Source organism: Neptunicella marina, assembly GCF_014270035.1.
GTDB lineage: Bacteria > Pseudomonadota > Gammaproteobacteria > Enterobacterales > Alteromonadaceae > Neptunicella > Neptunicella marina.
On record NZ_JACNEP010000004.1, the window covers coordinates 191,922 to 209,726 of the forward strand.

Genomic DNA, 17,805 nt, shown 5'->3' on the forward strand with positions numbered 1-17,805 from the left:
ACGCATTGATCTATAAATGCAAAGTGAGACAGAAAAAAGCCTCTGACGCTTTCGCAACAGAGGCCACATGCAAATGGGAGAAAGGTAAATCGTCCCTGTTAGTTAAAAGGAGTAATTCACGTTCAGAATGTAGCTGGAACCAAAGATTTGTGACTTGGTCACCAGTTCCGGCTGATCTGCCAGTGTATTGATGTCATTTTCTTCAGTCAGGTTGATACCCTGAAGTGACACTTTAAGTCCTTTCAGATAGTCAATGGAGCTTTCTGCAAAGTCATAACTTACCTGTGCGTCAACCAGGGTAACTGGTTGACGGTTAACCACTGACAAGGTGTTAGAACCGCCACGTTCTTCAGATTCAAATTCACTACGTTTGGTGGCTGCGATACGGAATTCAAAGCCTTCATTTTCGTAGTAGCCGGTAAATGAATACACATTTTTCGACATGCCAGGCACTTTGCCATCATCTTCCAGCTTGCCGTCGTTATATGAACCGCTCATAACGACACCGAAACCGTCCAGTGATTTATGCAGAACACGCAGAGGAATACTTGCTTGTAACTCAATACCTTTCACACTTCCTGTCAGGCCATCTTCCTTATACTTGGAATAGCCCTGGAATAATTGTGGTTTGTAAATTACACCCTCTGAATCCCGTGCGAAATGCAGGTCTTCAATGTAATAAGGGGTAAAGTCGATGAGTTCCTGTCCTGCACGATGCCAGTTGACTAAATCCTTGTAGTAGATAGCTGCGGAGATAAACCCGTCATCTTCGTAATACCAATCGTACGCCACATCCAGATTGTTGGACTCAAGTGGACGCAGAGTTGGATTGCCTGATGTGGCTTCCCACGGACCTTTGGCTGGGTCCTGGGTTTCAATGGCTTCAACCACGTTAAACTTGTATTTGATTGAGCGGCCCGGTTTTAAGTAGTCGAAACGAGCCCGGCTAATGGTTTTTGATGCGGCGACACGTGCATAGTGGCCGTCTTCCAAATCAAAGGTCAAGTTCACACTGGGCAGGACTTTGGTGTAGGTATCACCCCCTTCCACTGCCGTGCGAATTACAAATTTATCCGGACCAGTAACACCGTCAAAACCAGTGGAGCTCTGATCGGTTCGGATTACCTGCAGACCCATATTACCTATAACCGGAATTCCACCCACTTCAGATTCGATATCTGCTTTAACAAACGCAGTGGTGATCTTCTCGTCAATTGTGTAGGTATCTGCGATACGGTCAGTTTCCAGATCAAAGGCTGAATAGGTTTTGTAGTAACCTGTGTCATACAGTTCCTGCGCATCGTAGGCCACAATATAACCCAATCCAGCCCAGGTTAAGTCAGCTACACCACGGCGCGCACTTTCCGGAATGGGACCGTCCAGCGGGAATTGAGGCGCAGTCGCGAATTCACCATAGTTTTCTTTGAATTTAGAACGGGTTTTATACATTAAGCCCGCTGTGATGGAAGAAATCCATCCGTCTGCAAAGGTATATTTGCCGTCCAGACGGTAGGTATCCAGTTCTTCACCAAAAATGGCTTTGTTGTTAAAACCATCCTGAGCGTTTACGTAACTAAACAAGCTGTTACCGTCGGCATCTTTTTGCGCCAGTGCGGGATCAAGACTGGCTGCCAGTTCATTGATTTCAGTCAGAGGAGCCATACTGCCACCCCATGACTGAGTACCTGCCAGTTTGATAATGCCGTAATCGGAGAAATCGATATTGTTGTCGGTAAACATCAAACCTTTGTCGGTCAGTTCCCAACTACGTATGGTTTTATCACCCTGCGACAACAAACCCGAGCGGCCGACACCAGAGTAACTTTCGCCGCGCAAATCACTTTTGTCGGTTTCACTCATTGCCATGTCGAAATTAAGTTCCAGACTGTCATTGACATGGTATTCAAGGTTTAAACCAAAGGATTTTAATGTACCTTCTTTAATTACCGGATCGTGACGAATGGTTGAGTGCCAGCCTGATGTGGTGCCCGAGGTGACAATATTGCCATCAATCGAATCCTGCGTGCCTGCTGGTAATGCCTCAATAAAACCACGCTGAATTCCACCGTCGGTAAAGTCAATGTGTAAAGCATCCACAACCATATTGAACTTGTCACTGGGGGCATACTGGAAGACAGCTGAAATTGTGTCACGTTCCAGCACACTTGAACGGGCAAATGTACCGTGACCATCTGGCTGATATTCGCCATTAGGGCCACTTTGTGAATAACCCCATGCGGAGAACTGGCGTTCACTTAATGGTGACTCGGTGGTGGCAATGGTCACTGCCAGACCAACTGTGTCATCTGCAAACTTATCCGAGAAACTTAAAGCATAACGATGACCGTTACTGCTGTAATCCGGGTTTGGTGAGTCCAGTGAGTTGGTTTCTGCTGAAGCGTTTAAGGTTAAGGTGGGCGCTGAATTTAAAGGACGTGCCGTTTGCAAATCCACAGTACCACCAATACCCATTGCCGCTAACGTGGCATCCGGTGTTTTGTAAATCACCGCACCAGTCATCATTTCTGAAGGGTAGAGGTCATATTCAACACCGCGGTTGTCACCAATACCGAGTAATTCACGACCGTTTAAGGTTGTACCAACATAATCTTCTTTAAAGCCGCGCACTGAAATGCCGGATGTACGGCCATTTCTACGTTCACCGGCAAGACCAGGTAAACGTGCTAATGATTCAGCAATCGAGGAATCAGGTAATTTACCAATGTCCTCTGCCGAAATTGCCTCAACGATGGATGTGTTGTCCATCTTAATCGCTTGAGAACGAATAAGAGAACCGCGCATCCCTTTGACAGAGATAACCTCAACTTCATCATTATTATTATTTTGTTCCTGAGAAATCGCCAGACCAGAATAGCAGGCAGAGGCTACTGCCAGTGAGATCAATGCGGGTTTGAATGCTGTTTTGTTCATCATGTGTGGTACTCCCAGATAGTACTTGAGTGTCTGTAACCTTGTTACATGTCATTTACAATAGTTAAGCGTTGAGCGAAAAACAAGCGCTAAAATGAAAAATTCTTAAACGTTTAAGTTTGTTTTCACATTGGATTCACTTTATGTTTTTGTTTTAATTGATTTTTTCGTTATGAAATTTTTTTGTGAAAAAAGTAAAAAAAATGTTTTAACGTGATTTGTATTGTCTAATTTTTATCAGCTCTTCCCTTTAAACCCCTTTGTGGATAGACTCAGCCTCAAGTAACGGGGGATAAACGTTTGAGTAAAAATGTTAAAAAGTCGATGACATTAAAGAGCGTAGCGGCGGCATTAAATGTGTCGACGGCAACGATCTCTAATGCGTTCAATCGCCCCGATCAACTGTCTCAGGCGTTACGTCGTAAAATTCTGACTGAGTGCAAAAAACTCGGTTATCACGGGCCTAATGCAACCGCGAGAACGTTGCGTCGTGGTCAGTCTGATGCCATTGGGGTGATGTTAAGCGACCCTTTGGCTTATTATTTTACCGATCCGGTAGCGAGCCAGTTTTTGACCGGCATCGCTGAAGTACTCGAACAAAATCGCAAGCAACTCTTATTGTTATCTGGTGCCGAAAGTGAAGACCGTAAAGGCGGGATTGAATCCTTAGCCGATGGTTTTATTGTTTATGGTAGTCAGGACGAAAACCAGTTGTTTATGCGTGTACTGGAAACCGGCAAACCTGTTGTCACCGTAGATTTTGATTACAAAGATTACCCGTCGGTAAACATCGATAACTATCAGGCTGCGTTCAATATTGCGCATTACCTGTTTAATTCGGGCTGTACTCGCCCTGTGGTATTGGGGATTCGTTTAATTGACTCCAAGCGCATAGGCCGCATTGTGGAAGATGAATTATTTGAAGAGCGCGAGTCGATTTCACGCCGTCGTTTAAATGGTTATCTGGATGCTGCCAAAGATGCTGGCGTTGATTTGCCTTTGCAGCAAATCTGGCATATTCCACAAAATAATCACCAGTTAGCACTACAGGCAGCCAGCGAAGTCTTGTCTATGTATCCGTTACCCGATTGTGTTATTTGCATGTCGGATGTGGTTGCTACGGCGGTGTTGAATGTGGCGCATGATCGTAAAATTCGTGTTCCCGATCAGTTAAAAGTGGTTGGTTTTGATGATATTCCTGAGGCCAGTCGTATTAGTCCGTCATTAACCACCGTTTCTCAACACAGTATCGAAAAAGGTCGCATGGCTGCCAAAAAAGTTTTAAGTGGTGGTCCCCAGGCTAAAACCAAAACTTTATTACCTACCCAGTTGACTGTGCGTCAGAGCAGTTAATTTTCTATTCACTTAACTTGATGATTTAAAAGCATAAATAAAATTATTTAGTAATTTTTATGCAAATTACTGGATTAACATTCTATTTACACTAATATAAGCCTTAATCGTTTAAGTAAGCTGGGTGGTTCGTTGAGTGACTCAGCCATTTTAAGTGTTTTGGAGCAGTATGGGTTCTTCATCGACCGCCAGTCCGCAATTAATACGCTGGTTAACCTATCTGATGTTTATGATGTTCGCGATGACCACGGATGCGGTAGGCGTGATCATTCCACAGATTATTCGTGAATTTGATTTAAGCATGACAGCTGCTGGCGCCTTTCATTACGGGCCCATGGCGGCTATCGCCATTAGCGGAATAGGTCTGGGATTTCTGGCTGATAAATATGGTCGGAAACCTGTCATTATGGGCGGACTCATTTGTTTTGCGATTGCTTGCGCACTTTTTGCCACTGGTCATAGTTTTGGATTCTTTTTGTGTTTACTGGTGGTGTCGGGACTGGCCATTGGTGTATTCAAAACTGCCGCTCTTGCTCTGGTAGGGGATATATCCCATTCCACCGCCGACCATACACGTACCATGAACCTGGTTGAGGGTTTTTTTGGTGTAGGCGCAATAATTGGTCCGTTTATCGTTACCTACCTGTTAACCCAGGGCGTATCCTGGAAATACCTCTACATAGTCGCTGGCATTATCTGCGTGGTGTTATGTTTGATTGCTTCCAGGGTTAAATATCCACATTACCAACCTAAAGCAGATCAGACGGTGAGCTTTGCTCACACTATGCAGATTTTAAAGCAACCAGCAGCATTGGGGTTCTCATTATTAATTGCACTTTATGTAGCTGCTGAAGCTGCTATTTACGTGTGGATGCCATCCTTGTTAGCCAATTATGAGGGCTCCTTTGTGTGGTTGGCGACCTGGTCACTAAGTTTGTTTTTTGTCTTACGTGCTATTGGGCGTTTTATGGCAGTGTGGGTGTTAAGAAAAGTGAGCTGGGAAATGGCAATGATGCTGTTTTCCGGCGCGATATGTGTCTGTTATTTACTGAGTATGATGTTATCACTGGATGTTGCTGTGATCCTGTTACCTTTATCCGGCCTGTTTATGGCGATGATTTACCCTACTTTAAATTCAAAAGGCATTAGCTGTTTTGCCCGCCACGAACATGGTGCAATTGCTGGCGTAATTCTGTTCTTCACCGCTGCCGCCGCGTCCTTTGGTCCTCTCGCCATGGGATTGTTTAGCGACATGATGGGTGGCCATGCCAAATATGGTTTTTATCTGGCCAGTGTATTTGCAGCGTTATTGTTTGCCGGTCTGGCCTTTAACTATTTTAAACGTCCCGCTCAGCAGTTGCTGATGCAACATAACCAAACCGATTATTGAGGATTGACTGATGGCCACATTGTCAGCCAAATCAGAGAGTTTGCGTTGTCTTGAAAAACTGCTTGCTGAATGTGATTTCAGCTTTTTAAGCCAGCGTGAACAAAAACATTTTGAAAAGCGTTTGCTTACCCACTTTCCGCGCTTGTTTGATCTGCTGGTGCCGGTTTATCAGCACCGGTATGACTTGTATTACCATTTGCGCTCTTTGCTTATGGAGCTGGCACATGGTTTTGCGCAGCGCAGTTCTAAGCTTAAACACCGTGACAAAAGCCGTTTAGCGGAACCGGATTGGTACCGTGATGAAACGATGGTAGGCATGGCCTGTTATGTGGATTTAGTCGCAGATGATTTAGCTGATTTAACCGATAAAATCGATTACTTCAAACAGCTAGGCATTCGTTATTTGCATCTTATGCCCTTATACAAAAGTCCGGAGGGAGACAGTGATGGCGGCTATGCAGTAAGCGACTATCGTACAGTTGATCCTAAGCTTGGCACCACAAAACAGTTAAAACAGCTGGCAAATAAAATGGCTGATGCAGGTATTAGCCTGGCACTGGACTTTGTATTTAATCACACCTCAGATGAATGTGACTGGGCGCAACAGGCAAAGGCGGGTGACCAGGAGCATCAGGATTTTTATTTTCTGTTTGATGATCGCCGCTTACCAGACCAATACGATCAGCATTTGCGTGAAATTTTTCCTAGTGTTAGACGAGGGTGTTTCAGCTATCTGGATGACATGGATAAGTGGGTATGGACCACGTTTAATAATTTTCAGTGGGATTTGAATTACCAGAATCCGGCAGTATTCCGCGCCATGGTTGGCGAAATGTTATATCTGGCCAATTTGGGCTGCGATATTTTACGCCTTGATGCACTGGCCTTTGTATGGAAAGAACTTGGCCATTGCTGCGAGAATCACCCTAAAGCGCATATGCTCATTCAGGCGTTTAATTGCTGCCTGCAAATTGTTGCTCCCGGTGTGGTGTTCAAGTCGGAAGCCATTGTGCACCCCGATGAAGTGGCTAAATATATCCACCCGGAGGAATGTCAGCTTTCTTACAACCCTCTGTTAATGGCGCTGATATGGAATAGTCTGGCAACGCGTAAAACCCGTTTACTGGAGCATAGCCTGGCGACCCGGTTTGAAATAAATACGGACTGTTGTTGGGTAAATTACGTGCGTTGTCATGATGATATTGGCTGGACATTTGATGATGGCAATGCGGCAGAACTTGGTATTAATGGCTATGACCACCGCTTATTTTTGAATCAGTTCTTTACCGGGCATTTTGAGGGCTCATATGCCAAAGGTATGGGGTTTCAGTTTAATCCGGAAAACGGTGACTGCCGGGTTTGTGGTTCACTGGCTTCATTGTGTGGGTTGGAACAAGCGCTGGAAATGCAGGAACCCTTGCTGGAAGCCATGGCACTGGCGCGTATCAATCTGATACACGGAATTATTATGACTATTGGCGGCATTCCCCTTATTTATCAGGGAGATGAACTGGCCATACTTAATGACTACAGTTTTTTGCACGACCCACATAAAACACATGACGCACGCTGGGTGAATCGTCCAAAAATCACTCCGCAGGCACTGGAGCAAGTAAGGCTCAAAAATAGCGCGGCTTATGTGGTTAACCAACATCTTAGACAGCTCATTCAGTGGCGTGGCCAATATCCGGTAATGGGACGTGGAACCACTCAAATTATTCGTCTTGAACACCCTCATTTATTTGCTTATGTGCGACAAACTGAGCATGGGCATAAACATTATTTTGTGGCGAATTTTAGTGATGCTAAACATCAGATTAGTGGCAGCAAAATCCTGCCAGTCGATCAATTACCCAGACTGGATCTTATTAGTGGACAATCATTCAGTGCTTCAGGTGAGTGGCAATTGATGCCTTATCAGTTGCTATGGTTAAAGGAAAGTAATGGATGACAACACGTAGTGTATTGGAGTGGACGTAAATGTTTAATTTCAAAAAATATCTGGTGCTTATGCAGACATTTATAGCAGTAAGTTCAGTGTCGGCGGCCGAGACTCCCTCTCTGCCTGAAAATTTGCAGCCGGCCTGGTGGAAAGAAGCGGTTATTTACCAAATTTATCCTCGTAGTTTTAAGGATACAAATGGTGATGGTGTCGGAGATTTACGCGGTATCATCCAGCAGCTTGATTACATCAAAAGTCTTGGTGTGAATGCCATTTGGCTGAACCCTATCTACCAGTCTCCCAATGATGATAATGGTTACGATATTAGTGACTATCGTCAAATTGGCAAAGAATATGGCAGCATGGCTGATTTTGATGAAATGCTTGCTGGCATGCATCAACGTGGTATCAAATTGTTTATGGATATTGTGATTAACCACAGTAGTGATGAGCATGAATGGTTTAAACAATCACGCAGTTCCCGTGATAATCCGTATCGTGATTATTATCACTGGTGGCCAGCCGAAAAAGGCAAACCACCACACAGATATTCCTTTTTTGATGAAAACAATGACGCCTGGAAGTACGACAAACAAACCGATTCTTATTATCTGCACTATTTTTCGGTTAAGCAGCCGGATTTAAACTGGGGTAATCCTAAATTGCGTCATGAGCTTTATGACATGATGAAATTCTGGGCTAAAAAAGGTGTCGATGGTTTCCGTTTAGATGCCTTCCAGTTTGTATATAAAGACCCAACATTCCCAGAATTTCCCAGGGATTACGACAAAACCACAGACGGTGTAATTAAGTATCACGGCATGGGGCCCAGGGTGCATGATTACCTGCGTGAGTTAAATGACGAAGTGTTAACGCCTTTTAATATTGCAGCCGTCGCAGAGGGCGCAGGCAGTACTTTTGAAGATGCGCATAGTTTAGTGGATGCGGAACGCAAGGAACTGGATATCGCTTACCATTTTGAAGGCATGAATATCGGTAATAGCTTAGATGGCTACAAACTGAGTGATTTTAAAAATGTGTATGATCGCTGGGACAAGAGCTTTGCTGAAAAAGGCTGGTTATCCATCTTTTTAGCTAATCATGATGTGGCGAGAATGGTCAGTAAGTTTGGCAATGACGATCCCGCTTATCGTGTTGCCTCTTCCAAACTGCTTAACACCTTCCTGCTGACCATGCGTGGCACCATCTTTTGTTATTATGGTGACGAGCTGGGCATGACCAATATCGATATGCCTGACATTAGTGATTACAAAGATATTGCTGCCATTAACGGTTACAAAGCGGCAACTGTACATGGCAAAGATATGCAACGGTTTATGCTGGAACTGAATCTGCTGTCGCGTGACAATGCGCGCACTCCGATGCAATGGGACAACAGTAAACACGCTGGTTTTACTGATGGAAAGCCATGGTTAAGTGCCAATCCCAACTACCCACTGATTAATGCGGCAAAACAGCAGGACGAAAAAGACAGCGTGCTTAATTATTTCCGTCAGTTAACCCAGTTGCGCAGCGAAAATCCTGTATTAGTCTACGGTGCTTACGACGATTGGTTGCCACAAGATGAGCAGCTATATGTTTATAGTCGCGAATTAGATGACCAGTTGTGGTTGATTGCCCTTAATTTTTCTGACAAGTCATTAGTTACCCCGCTGCAAGGGCATGCAGTTGAAAAACTGGTTCTGAATAACCTGCCCGATAATCCTGTCGCAGGCAGTGAGTTGAAATTATCACCTTACCAAGCGGTTATTTTGAAACTTAAACAGTAACTTTTGTTCGATTGGATAAACGTGAAAAACGCAGCCAACAGGCTGCGTTTTTTTATTTGCTCTTCCGAAATTCCATTTAAATCAATTGACAGCGTTGTCATTTCTATTTAGCGTGTTTGTTATTAAGTACCATAAATGCTTTTTATTTTGTTATTAAATAACAAATGAAATGGATAGTGGAAGAGATGAGTATCAAATTAAACGCTGAGATTAAAAATGCCTGCAACCATAAAGGCATGGGGGATGCGGTAAAGTTATCGGGCTCTGGCTGGAAATTATTGCAGGAAGACATCAGTCTGCCCGTCGCCGTCATTAAGCAAAACGCGCTTACCACCAATTTGAGCTGGATGAATCAGTTTGCCCAAAAAGCGGGTGTTAGGTTAGCGCCGCATGGCAAAACAACTATGGCGCCAGCACTGTTTAAAGCGCAAATAGAGTCGGGCAGTTGGGCCATGAGTCTGGCTACCGCACCTCAGGTAAGTGCGGCGTTTCACGCGGGTATTAATCGTATTTTGATGGCTAACCAGTTGGTGGGAAAACGTAACTGTCAGCTTATTGCCGATTCGATTAAACGTGGCCTGGAGTATTACTGTTTTGTTGATTCGCCAGAGCTCGCCATACAACTAAATCAATTTTTTGAGCCGCAGTCGAGTCAGTTAAATGTACTGATTGAAATAGGTGTGCCCGGTGGTCGTTGTGGTGTGCGGGATGTCGCGCAAGCCGAACAGCTGCAGGCTCTGATTGCCACCCTGCCGGCATTAAAACTGTGTGGCATTGGATTTTATGAAGGTGTGATTAAGGCCGACAACACCCCACAAGCAATCGCCGATTTTGTTCAACAGGTGCGCGAGATGACGGTACGCTGGTTTGAAAAAGGCTATTTTGCGTCAGATGAGGTTTTACTCACTGGAGCCGGTTCGGCCTGGTATGACATTGTTGCCGAACACCTTGTACCGCAAAGTTTGCCTACTGCAATTAAAGTAGTGTTACGGCCGGGCTGTTATTTAATTCACGACACCGGTATTTATCAGCAGGCGCAGCAGGATCTAGTCAAGCGCAGTGTTTTAGCCTGTGAACTGGACAGCGAATTAACCAGCTCGCTGGAGCTATGGACTTATGTGCAATCCATCCCTGAACCCGGTCTTGCCATTGTGGGCATGGGCAAACGTGATGTGGCGTTTGATGCAGGTTTGCCCACTGCGCAGTTACATTATCGTCCCGGCGACGATGCGCCCAAAATTGTCTCAGGTGACTGGTCACTTAAAAAAATTATGGATCAGCATGCCATGTTGCAACTGCCATCCGCAGCTGATCTTAAAGTCGGCGATATGGTGGTGTTTTCGACCTCTCATCCTTGTCTCACATTTGATAAATGGCGTCATATCGCGGTGCGCGATGAAGATTACGTCGTGAGTGGATTAGTGGAAACTTTCTTCTAGGAGTGACTGATGGATATTGTGACCCGAATGCAGCATAGCCTGCCGGTACTGAGTCAGGCAGAGCAAAAAATTGCGCGCTTTATTTTAAATGATATTGCTTATGCCGCGCAGGCGCCGATCCATGAACTGGCGGAAAAAAGTGGTGTAAGCCATGCCAGTATCACGCGTTTATCCCGTGCATTAAAGTGCAAAAATGTGCGTGAAATGAAAATGTTGCTGGCGCAATCACTGGCAGTGGGGCAACGTTTTTTAAACGAACAACCGGTAGAGAAAAAAGCCAGCCCTGCTGTTTATCAGGCGATTCATGAACTGCTGGAAATTAATGCCGGTTTAATTAGTGATAAAAATATTGATGATGCCTGTAACGCCATTTTAGCTGCTAAACAAACGCTGGTGTTTGGGGTAGGTGGTGGCAGTACCATCATGGCGCAGGAATGCCATCATCGTATGTTTCGTTTGAGTATCAACACTCACGCTTACAGCGACCCGCTATTAATGCGCATGACCGCCGCAACGGTAGATGAACAGGATGTGGTGCTGTGTTTATCACTAAGTGGTTACAGCCCGGATGTAGAAGCCGCTGTTGAAATTGCCAAAGAATATGGCGCCACCGTGATTGGCATTTGCCCTGTGGGTACGCTGGCAAATCTGTGTGATATCTATTTACCCATCGAAGGGCGTGAAGATGAATATATCTTTATGCCAAGTGTCTCGCGCTACGTAATGCTGGCTGCTATCGATATTCTGGTAAGTGAGTTGGCAGTACGTAATCAGGATAATTCCCGCGAAAAACTGCGCCGCATTAAACATCATCTTGATCAACATCGTAAAGGCCCTGACCGCTTACCTTTAGGCGATTAACAAGGACGACTTATGCCGCAGGCAGACTGGCTGATTAGAAACGCAACTATATACGATGGCAATGGAGGCGAACCTTATATTGCGGATATTGCGATTGAAAATGGCTGTATCAGCGCGATAGGCGAGCAATTAAATATCGGTGCGTTACATCAATTAGATGCAAACGGACTGGCGTTAAGCCCGGGGTTTATTGATGTGCATACCCATGATGATATCGAAGTATTGCGTCATCCCGCCATGCTTAGCAAAGTCAGCCAGGGCGTGACCTCGGTTATAGTCGGAAATTGTGGCATTAGTGCCTCACCGGTTAGCGGTTTAAACAAACTGCCCGATCCCATGAATTTGCTCGGTACGTTGGATGAATTCGCCTTTAAAAACATCAATGACTATCGTCAGGCGCTTGAACGCATTGTGCCTGCGGTTAATGTTGCGACGTTAGTTGGGCACACAGCATTGCGTGCACAGGTTATGGATTGTTTGGAGCGAACGGCTACTGATGACGAAATCACTCAGATGCGACGCTTGCTTAAAACAGCTCTCGAACAAGGCGCGATTGGTTTAAGCAGTGGGCTTGCTTACGCCAGTGCAATTAATGCAAGCAGTGATGAAGTGGAACAATTAGCGCAGGAATTGGTTGCAGCTGACGCGGTGTATACCACCCATTTGCGCACTGAGTTTGAGCACATTCTTGAGGCGCTGGACGAAGCTTTTGCACTGGGACGTAAATGGCAAGTGCCGGTGATTATATCCCATTTAAAATGCGCCGGAAAAGCAAACTGGGGGCGCAGTGAACAAGTACTTAATCATATCGAAAATGCCAAACAGCATCAGCACATAGGTTGTGATTGTTATCCCTATAGCGCCAGCTCCAGCACCTTAGATTTAAAACAGGTGACTGACGATTTCGACATTCTGATCAGCTGGTGTGAACCGCACCCTGAGATGGCTGGCAAAACCCTGCAAACAATTGCTGAAATCTGGCAGTTAAGTTTGCTGGATGCCGCTAAAAAACTGCAGCCAGCCGGGGCGATTTATCATGGCATGCATGAGCAAGATGTTAAACGCTTTGTTAGTTATGCAGGCAGTATGATTGGCTCCGACGGTTTGCCTTGCGATCCCAATCCACATCCGCGTTTATGGGGCAGTTTCGCGCGGGTGCTGGGCCATTATGTGCGTGATGAAAAAATCCTAAGTCTGCAACAAGCCATTTATAAAATGACTGCGCTTCCTGCCACTGAATTTGGCTTTGCCAATCGTGGCCAGATTAAGGCGGGTTATCAGGCTGATTTGGTGTTGTTTGACCCTAATTGCATTGAGGATAAAGCCACCTTTTTATCTCCAATTCAGGCGGCTGACGGCATCAATATGGTGTGGGTGAATGGCAATTTAACTTACCGGCATGCGCTGGCACAGCAATTTGCGTTGCAGCCTCGCGCAGGACAATTTTTAACAAGACTCTTTTTAACTTCAGGCAATAAGGAAACACTATGAGTATTACACGTTTTGGCAGCGCGGGTGGCGTTGGCACTGGTGGACAACATTTACCTTTTTCCAGCGCAGTAGAAGCGGGTGGCTGGTTATACGTTTCTGGTCAAACGCCAATGTTGGATGGCGAGGTGGTGGAAGGCAGCATTATTGAGCAATCAACCTTAGCCATTCAAAAATGTGTGGATATTATGCGTGATGCTGGTTACGACATGGAGCATGTGGTGCACGTTAAAGTTATTTTAACCGATGCGCGTTATTTCCAGTCGTTTAACAAAGTGTTCAAAACATTTTTTGGTGAGCACCCGCCTGCGCGAATTTGTGCGGTGGCAGACCTGGTGGTTGACTGCAAAGTAGAAGTGGACGTGACCTGCTACAAGGCACCGTAACTCAATAACGCAGGGAGCAAATCATGCAGTATCTGTTTATCGTCGCTTTTTTTGTTTATCTGGCCGCTATGATTGCGCTGGGTTGGTATGTATCCAGACGCAATCGCAGCGGGGAGCAATTCCTGCTTGGCGGACGCAGTCTGCCATTTGTGCTGACACTCGGTACCACGGTAGCCACTATGGTGGGTACAGGATCGTCGATGGGCGCGGTGGGTTTCGCCTATCAAAATGGCTGGGGCGGCACTTTGTACGGTATTGGTGGTGCCATCGGTATTTTACTGCTGGCATGGTGGTTTGCACCTTTGCGCAACCTGCGATTCATGACCATGAGTGAAGAAATCGCTTATTACGTTGGGGCAAATCCGCTGGTCAAAAATGTTATCGCAGTGATTATTTATGTGGCCAGCATTGGCTGGTTAGGCGCGCATATAATTGGCGGAGGTATGTATTTAGCCTGGTTAACCGGCATGGAAATTCATCTGGCTAAATTGCTCATTGCGCTGAGCTTTGCGGTCTATGTGATTGTGGGCGGTTATACCGCGGTGGTCTGGACCGATTCGATTCAGGCTCTGATTTTGTTTTTTGGTTTTATCCTGATGGCAGTGTTTAGTGTTGAGGCCGTCGGTGGCTGGGATGCTATGTTAGCGGCACAACCCGCAGAAAATGTCAGTTGGTTAGCTCTGGATAAAATTGGCGTACTGCCGGCTGTGTCATTATCCATGGCGATTCTGGTTGGCATTTTAGCCACGCCGTCTTTCAGGCAACGTATTTATTCAGGCAATAAAGTAGCGGATATTCGCCGCTCGTTTGTGTGCTCCGGTTTGTTATATCTGGGATTTTCGGCGATCCCAGCCATTATTGGCATGAGTGCTTTTGGTTTAAACGACTCACTGGATAATGCCTCGTTTGCGTTTCCGCATTTAGCGTTGAATGTTTTGCCACTTGGACTGGGCATTATCATTATTATGGCCGGTTTATCTGCCACCCTTTCCAGTGCCAGTTCTGACGCTATCGCAGCGGTGAGCGTAGTGATGCGCGACTTGTATTTGATGGTTCGCGGTAAAATGCCGCCAGCTGATAAGGTGGTTTTACTTTCTCGTTTCGGGTTAGTTTTTACCATTGGCCTGGCGCTGCTGTTTGCGCTTGGTTCAAATAACATCATTAGTTATATCACCCATATGATTGCGCTGTTGATGAGTGGTCTGTGTGCCTGTGCTTTATTGGGGCGATTCTGGCCGCGATTAAACTGGCAAGGCGCGTTAGCCTGTTTGTTAGGCGGCAGTTTGTGCGCCTTAGTGGTTAGTTTTACACCCGACTGGAGCGCTTATTGGGGGAATCCGGTTATTCCATCACTGCTGTGTGCAATGCTCGCAGGCATTGTGGTGAGTTTATTTAGCCCGGCCAGTAGCGTGAGTGCCGAGCAGGCACTTGAAATACTAACCCGTGAACGTGAGCTGATGGAAAAATCAGATGGTCAGAATCAGGAAGAAGAAATCCCAACAGATGCAAATTTAACCATCAATAACGCAGGGGCTAAATAATGTTTTTAGCAAATTCGGTTAAGGCAAAAAACAGCAAACTTGGCGCCAGTTGGTTGTGGACATTTAGTTTAGTGATGTTACTTGCAGGTGGGCCAATATCTTACGCGGCGTCACCTGTATCAGATCATCCCCCGGTTGAACCCAATACCATGTTAATGCCGTGGCCAATGAACATTGAGCGGGAAAAAGGCGAGTTACATTTAACCGGGCATTGGCAACTTAAACTTGAAGGCAAAGCCAGCGAACATAAAGACTGGGTTATTCAGGCGCTGGCAAATAACGAGCTATCAATTGAGCCCAATCAGCAAGCCAACAGACTGACAATTAAAGTTGAAGAAACTAACACCAGATATCCGTCCATAGACAGTCAGTATTCTTATCAATTAAGCGTTGGTGAAAATGGCGTGACAATTACAGCGTCGCAAATCTGGGGCGCATTGGCGGCGATTCAAACGTTAGCTCAGCTTACTTATCAACAACAGCAGCTGGCATTTTATCAAATTAGTGATTATCCACGATTTGTGTGGCGCGGATTATTAATCGATAGCGTGCGCCACTTTATGCCACTGGATGTTATAAAACGCCAGTTACGTGGCATGGCAGCAGCCAAACTGAATGTTTTTCACTGGCATTTAACCGATGATCAGGGATGGCGCTTTGAATCGGTGCATTATCCGAAACTGCAACAGCTGGCCTCCGATGGGCAATATTACACCCGTGCGCAAATAAAAGAGCTGGTGCAATACGCTGCCAGCTTAGGTATTCGAGTGGTGCCTGAACTGGATTTACCCGGTCATGCATCGGCGATTGCGGTGGCCTATCCAGAGTTAATCGCTAAACCGGGTGAATACCAGATGGAACGTCATTGGGGGGTGTTTGAGCCACTACTCGATCCTTCTAATGAAGCGGTTTACACCTTTGCCGATAAATTAGTTGGCGAACTGGCCGAGTTATTCCCCGATAGTTATTTGCACATAGGCGGTGATGAAATTTATCCACCGCAGTGGAAAGACAGCGAAAAAATTCAGGCCTTTATGGCTAAAAATAATTTGCAGAATGAAACGCAATTACACGCCTATTTTAATCTGCGTTTGCAGAAAATTCTGGCGAAACATCACAAACATATGATGGGCTGGGATGAAATTTATGATGAACAATTGCCCAGAGATATTTTGATTCAGTCCTGGCGTGGGTTAGATTCTATTCGTCAGTTTGCCAGTCAGGGTTATCAGGGGATTTTATCCACCGGGTTTTATATTGATCAGCCGCAGTACAGTGATTTTCATTATCGCAACGACCCTCAAAAAGTGGTGTATGAGGCGGAATCTGAAACAGGCATTTCCTCTCATGTGGATCTTGCTGGCACTAAACACTGGCAGCGTTATGCGCTAACCATACCTCGCTTAAAAGGCAGTTCAGTAAAAGGGGATTTAACCCTGTTGTATGATGCGGATAATCAGGTTAGCGGTTATCTCAGTTTAAATAATCAGACGGCGCGTATTATTGCTAACGTCTGGCGTGCACAGGATATAGTGAGTTTTGAGGTCGATAGCTGGATGGGGCCGCTGCGATTTCATATGGGACTTAACTCTGACTGTGAACAGTGGGTGATGATAGGCAACGCCAGCTATTCGCTTGAATCGCAACTGATTGAATCCCGGAAAGGCAATCGGGTTACGCAAGCTTATGCACCTTTGGCTGAGCTAACCGATCCTCAGAAGCAAAACATATTAGGTGGTGAAGCGGCGCTGTGGAGCGAAATGGTCACCGCCGGGAATATTGACTTACGTCTATGGCCGAGATTATTTGTGGTTGCTGAGCGTCTGTGGTCGAAAGCCTCACGACGCAATATTATGCTGACTCATTTGTATGAGCGTTTAAATACGATAAATGGGTATGCCGCTGAAGTAGTCGGGCTTTCTCATCGTCAGCAGCAAAAATCATGGCCAGCGGCAAAGTTACCGCAAGATAAACAGGCCGCGTTTGAAGTATTTAGTCAGTTGCTTGAACCGGCACATTATTACACCCGTCATCACTTAAAGTTCAGACAAGACTTATATCACCAGATGGCACCTCTGAATCGGATGGCTGATTATTTGCCCGTAGAAAGTCTCGCCATACAACAATTGCTTACACCGCTTAAAGAATTTAAAACACCTGATAAGGCTGTGTTAAATGAACTTGCGATTAAATTAAGTCAATGGCAACAAGCTGGCGATATATTGAAAACGGAGTTTAGTCGCAGTGGTACTTTGAGTGATTATTCCGCTGTATTTAACAAAAGCAAAGCCAGCTTAGATCTAATGCAGGAATTGGTGAGTCAGTGTTCTGAGCTATCCATTGAGCAATTAAAGGACTATCGTCAGCGATTCCATCGACTCGCTCAGGTTGAACAAGAAATGGTTGTTGCACTGGCGGCTAACGCTGATATTTTGCTGCGAGTGTGTATGTAACAACAAAACTATTATTTAACCTTATATTTAACCCGCCAACTGGCGGGTTTTTTATCTGAATTTTACGTTTTTCATCTGCGACTTCCTCCTGATTTCGTTACAAATTCAATCGCTTTTTTGAGTGCTATATTTTCAGTTTGTTTAAATTAAGGCTGAATTAATATCAAAAAAGGCTGTACAAAGATATTTTGTTGTGGTTAAAGTGTAACCAGATTTGTCATAAATCCAGCA

At 45.3% G+C, this 17,805-nt stretch carries 11 protein-coding genes; 10 read left to right on the forward strand and 1 reads right to left on the reverse strand.

Features of this window, described 5'->3' with window-relative positions; genetic code table 11:
• Positions 1 to 102: 102 nt before the first annotated feature.
• A complete protein-coding gene (locus H8B19_RS06920; protein ID WP_186506072.1) occupies positions 103 to 2,934 on the reverse strand; it encodes a TonB-dependent receptor in 2,832 nt (943 codons plus the stop codon).
• 297 nt (positions 2,935 to 3,231) lie between these two features.
• Here H8B19_RS06920 and H8B19_RS06925 point away from each other — a divergent pair, with 297 nt between their 5' ends.
• The 10 genes from H8B19_RS06925 (at position 3,232) to H8B19_RS06970 (ending at position 17,574) form a co-directional block, all read left to right on the forward strand.
• On the forward strand, positions 3,232 to 4,284 hold the full coding sequence (locus H8B19_RS06925; protein WP_241737513.1) for a LacI family DNA-binding transcriptional regulator: 1,053 nt from the start codon (positions 3,232 to 3,234) through the stop codon (positions 4,282 to 4,284).
• Positions 4,285 to 4,453: 169 nt separating this feature from the next.
• Entirely contained in the window at positions 4,454 to 5,674 is a 1,221-nt protein-coding gene (locus H8B19_RS06930; RefSeq protein ID WP_186506073.1) for an MFS transporter, read from the forward strand.
• Between the two features lie 19 nt (positions 5,675 to 5,693).
• Positions 5,694 to 7,625, forward strand: a complete 1,932-nt coding sequence (locus tag H8B19_RS06935) for an amylosucrase (RefSeq protein ID WP_422121149.1) — start codon at positions 5,694 to 5,696, stop codon at positions 7,623 to 7,625.
• 29 nt (positions 7,626 to 7,654) lie between these two features.
• Positions 7,655 to 9,406, forward strand: a complete 1,752-nt coding sequence (locus H8B19_RS06940; RefSeq protein ID WP_186506075.1) for a glycoside hydrolase family 13 protein — start codon at positions 7,655 to 7,657, stop codon at positions 9,404 to 9,406.
• A gap of 185 nt (positions 9,407 to 9,591) precedes the next feature.
• Positions 9,592 to 10,845, forward strand: a complete 1,254-nt coding sequence (locus tag H8B19_RS06945) for an amino acid deaminase (RefSeq protein ID WP_186506076.1) — start codon at positions 9,592 to 9,594, stop codon at positions 10,843 to 10,845.
• A gap of 9 nt (positions 10,846 to 10,854) precedes the next feature.
• On the forward strand, positions 10,855 to 11,706 hold the full coding sequence (locus H8B19_RS06950; protein WP_186506077.1) for a MurR/RpiR family transcriptional regulator: 852 nt from the start codon (positions 10,855 to 10,857) through the stop codon (positions 11,704 to 11,706).
• Between the two features lie 12 nt (positions 11,707 to 11,718).
• The gene (locus tag H8B19_RS06955; RefSeq protein WP_186506078.1) at positions 11,719 to 13,197 is read left to right on the forward strand and encodes an N-acyl-D-amino-acid deacylase family protein; all 1,479 of its coding nucleotides are present in this window, start codon (positions 11,719 to 11,721) and stop codon (positions 13,195 to 13,197) included.
• Positions 13,194 to 13,580: a RidA family protein gene (locus H8B19_RS06960; protein ID WP_186506079.1), complete on the forward strand. Its 387-nt coding sequence runs from the start codon at positions 13,194 to 13,196 to the stop codon at positions 13,578 to 13,580. Before H8B19_RS06955 ends, H8B19_RS06960 begins: the two co-directional genes overlap by 4 nt.
• Positions 13,581 to 13,603: 23 nt before the next feature.
• Complete coding sequence (locus H8B19_RS06965) at positions 13,604 to 15,121, forward strand: sodium:solute symporter family protein (protein ID WP_194362658.1); 1,518 nt, start codon at positions 13,604 to 13,606, stop codon at positions 15,119 to 15,121.
• Positions 15,121 to 17,574 carry a family 20 glycosylhydrolase gene (locus tag H8B19_RS06970; protein ID WP_186506080.1) on the forward strand — a complete coding sequence of 818 codons (2,454 nt, stop codon included), beginning with the start codon at positions 15,121 to 15,123 and terminating at the stop codon, positions 17,572 to 17,574. The genes H8B19_RS06965 and H8B19_RS06970 overlap by 1 nt, the downstream gene beginning before the upstream one ends.
• Positions 17,575 to 17,805: the final 231 nt, after the last annotated feature.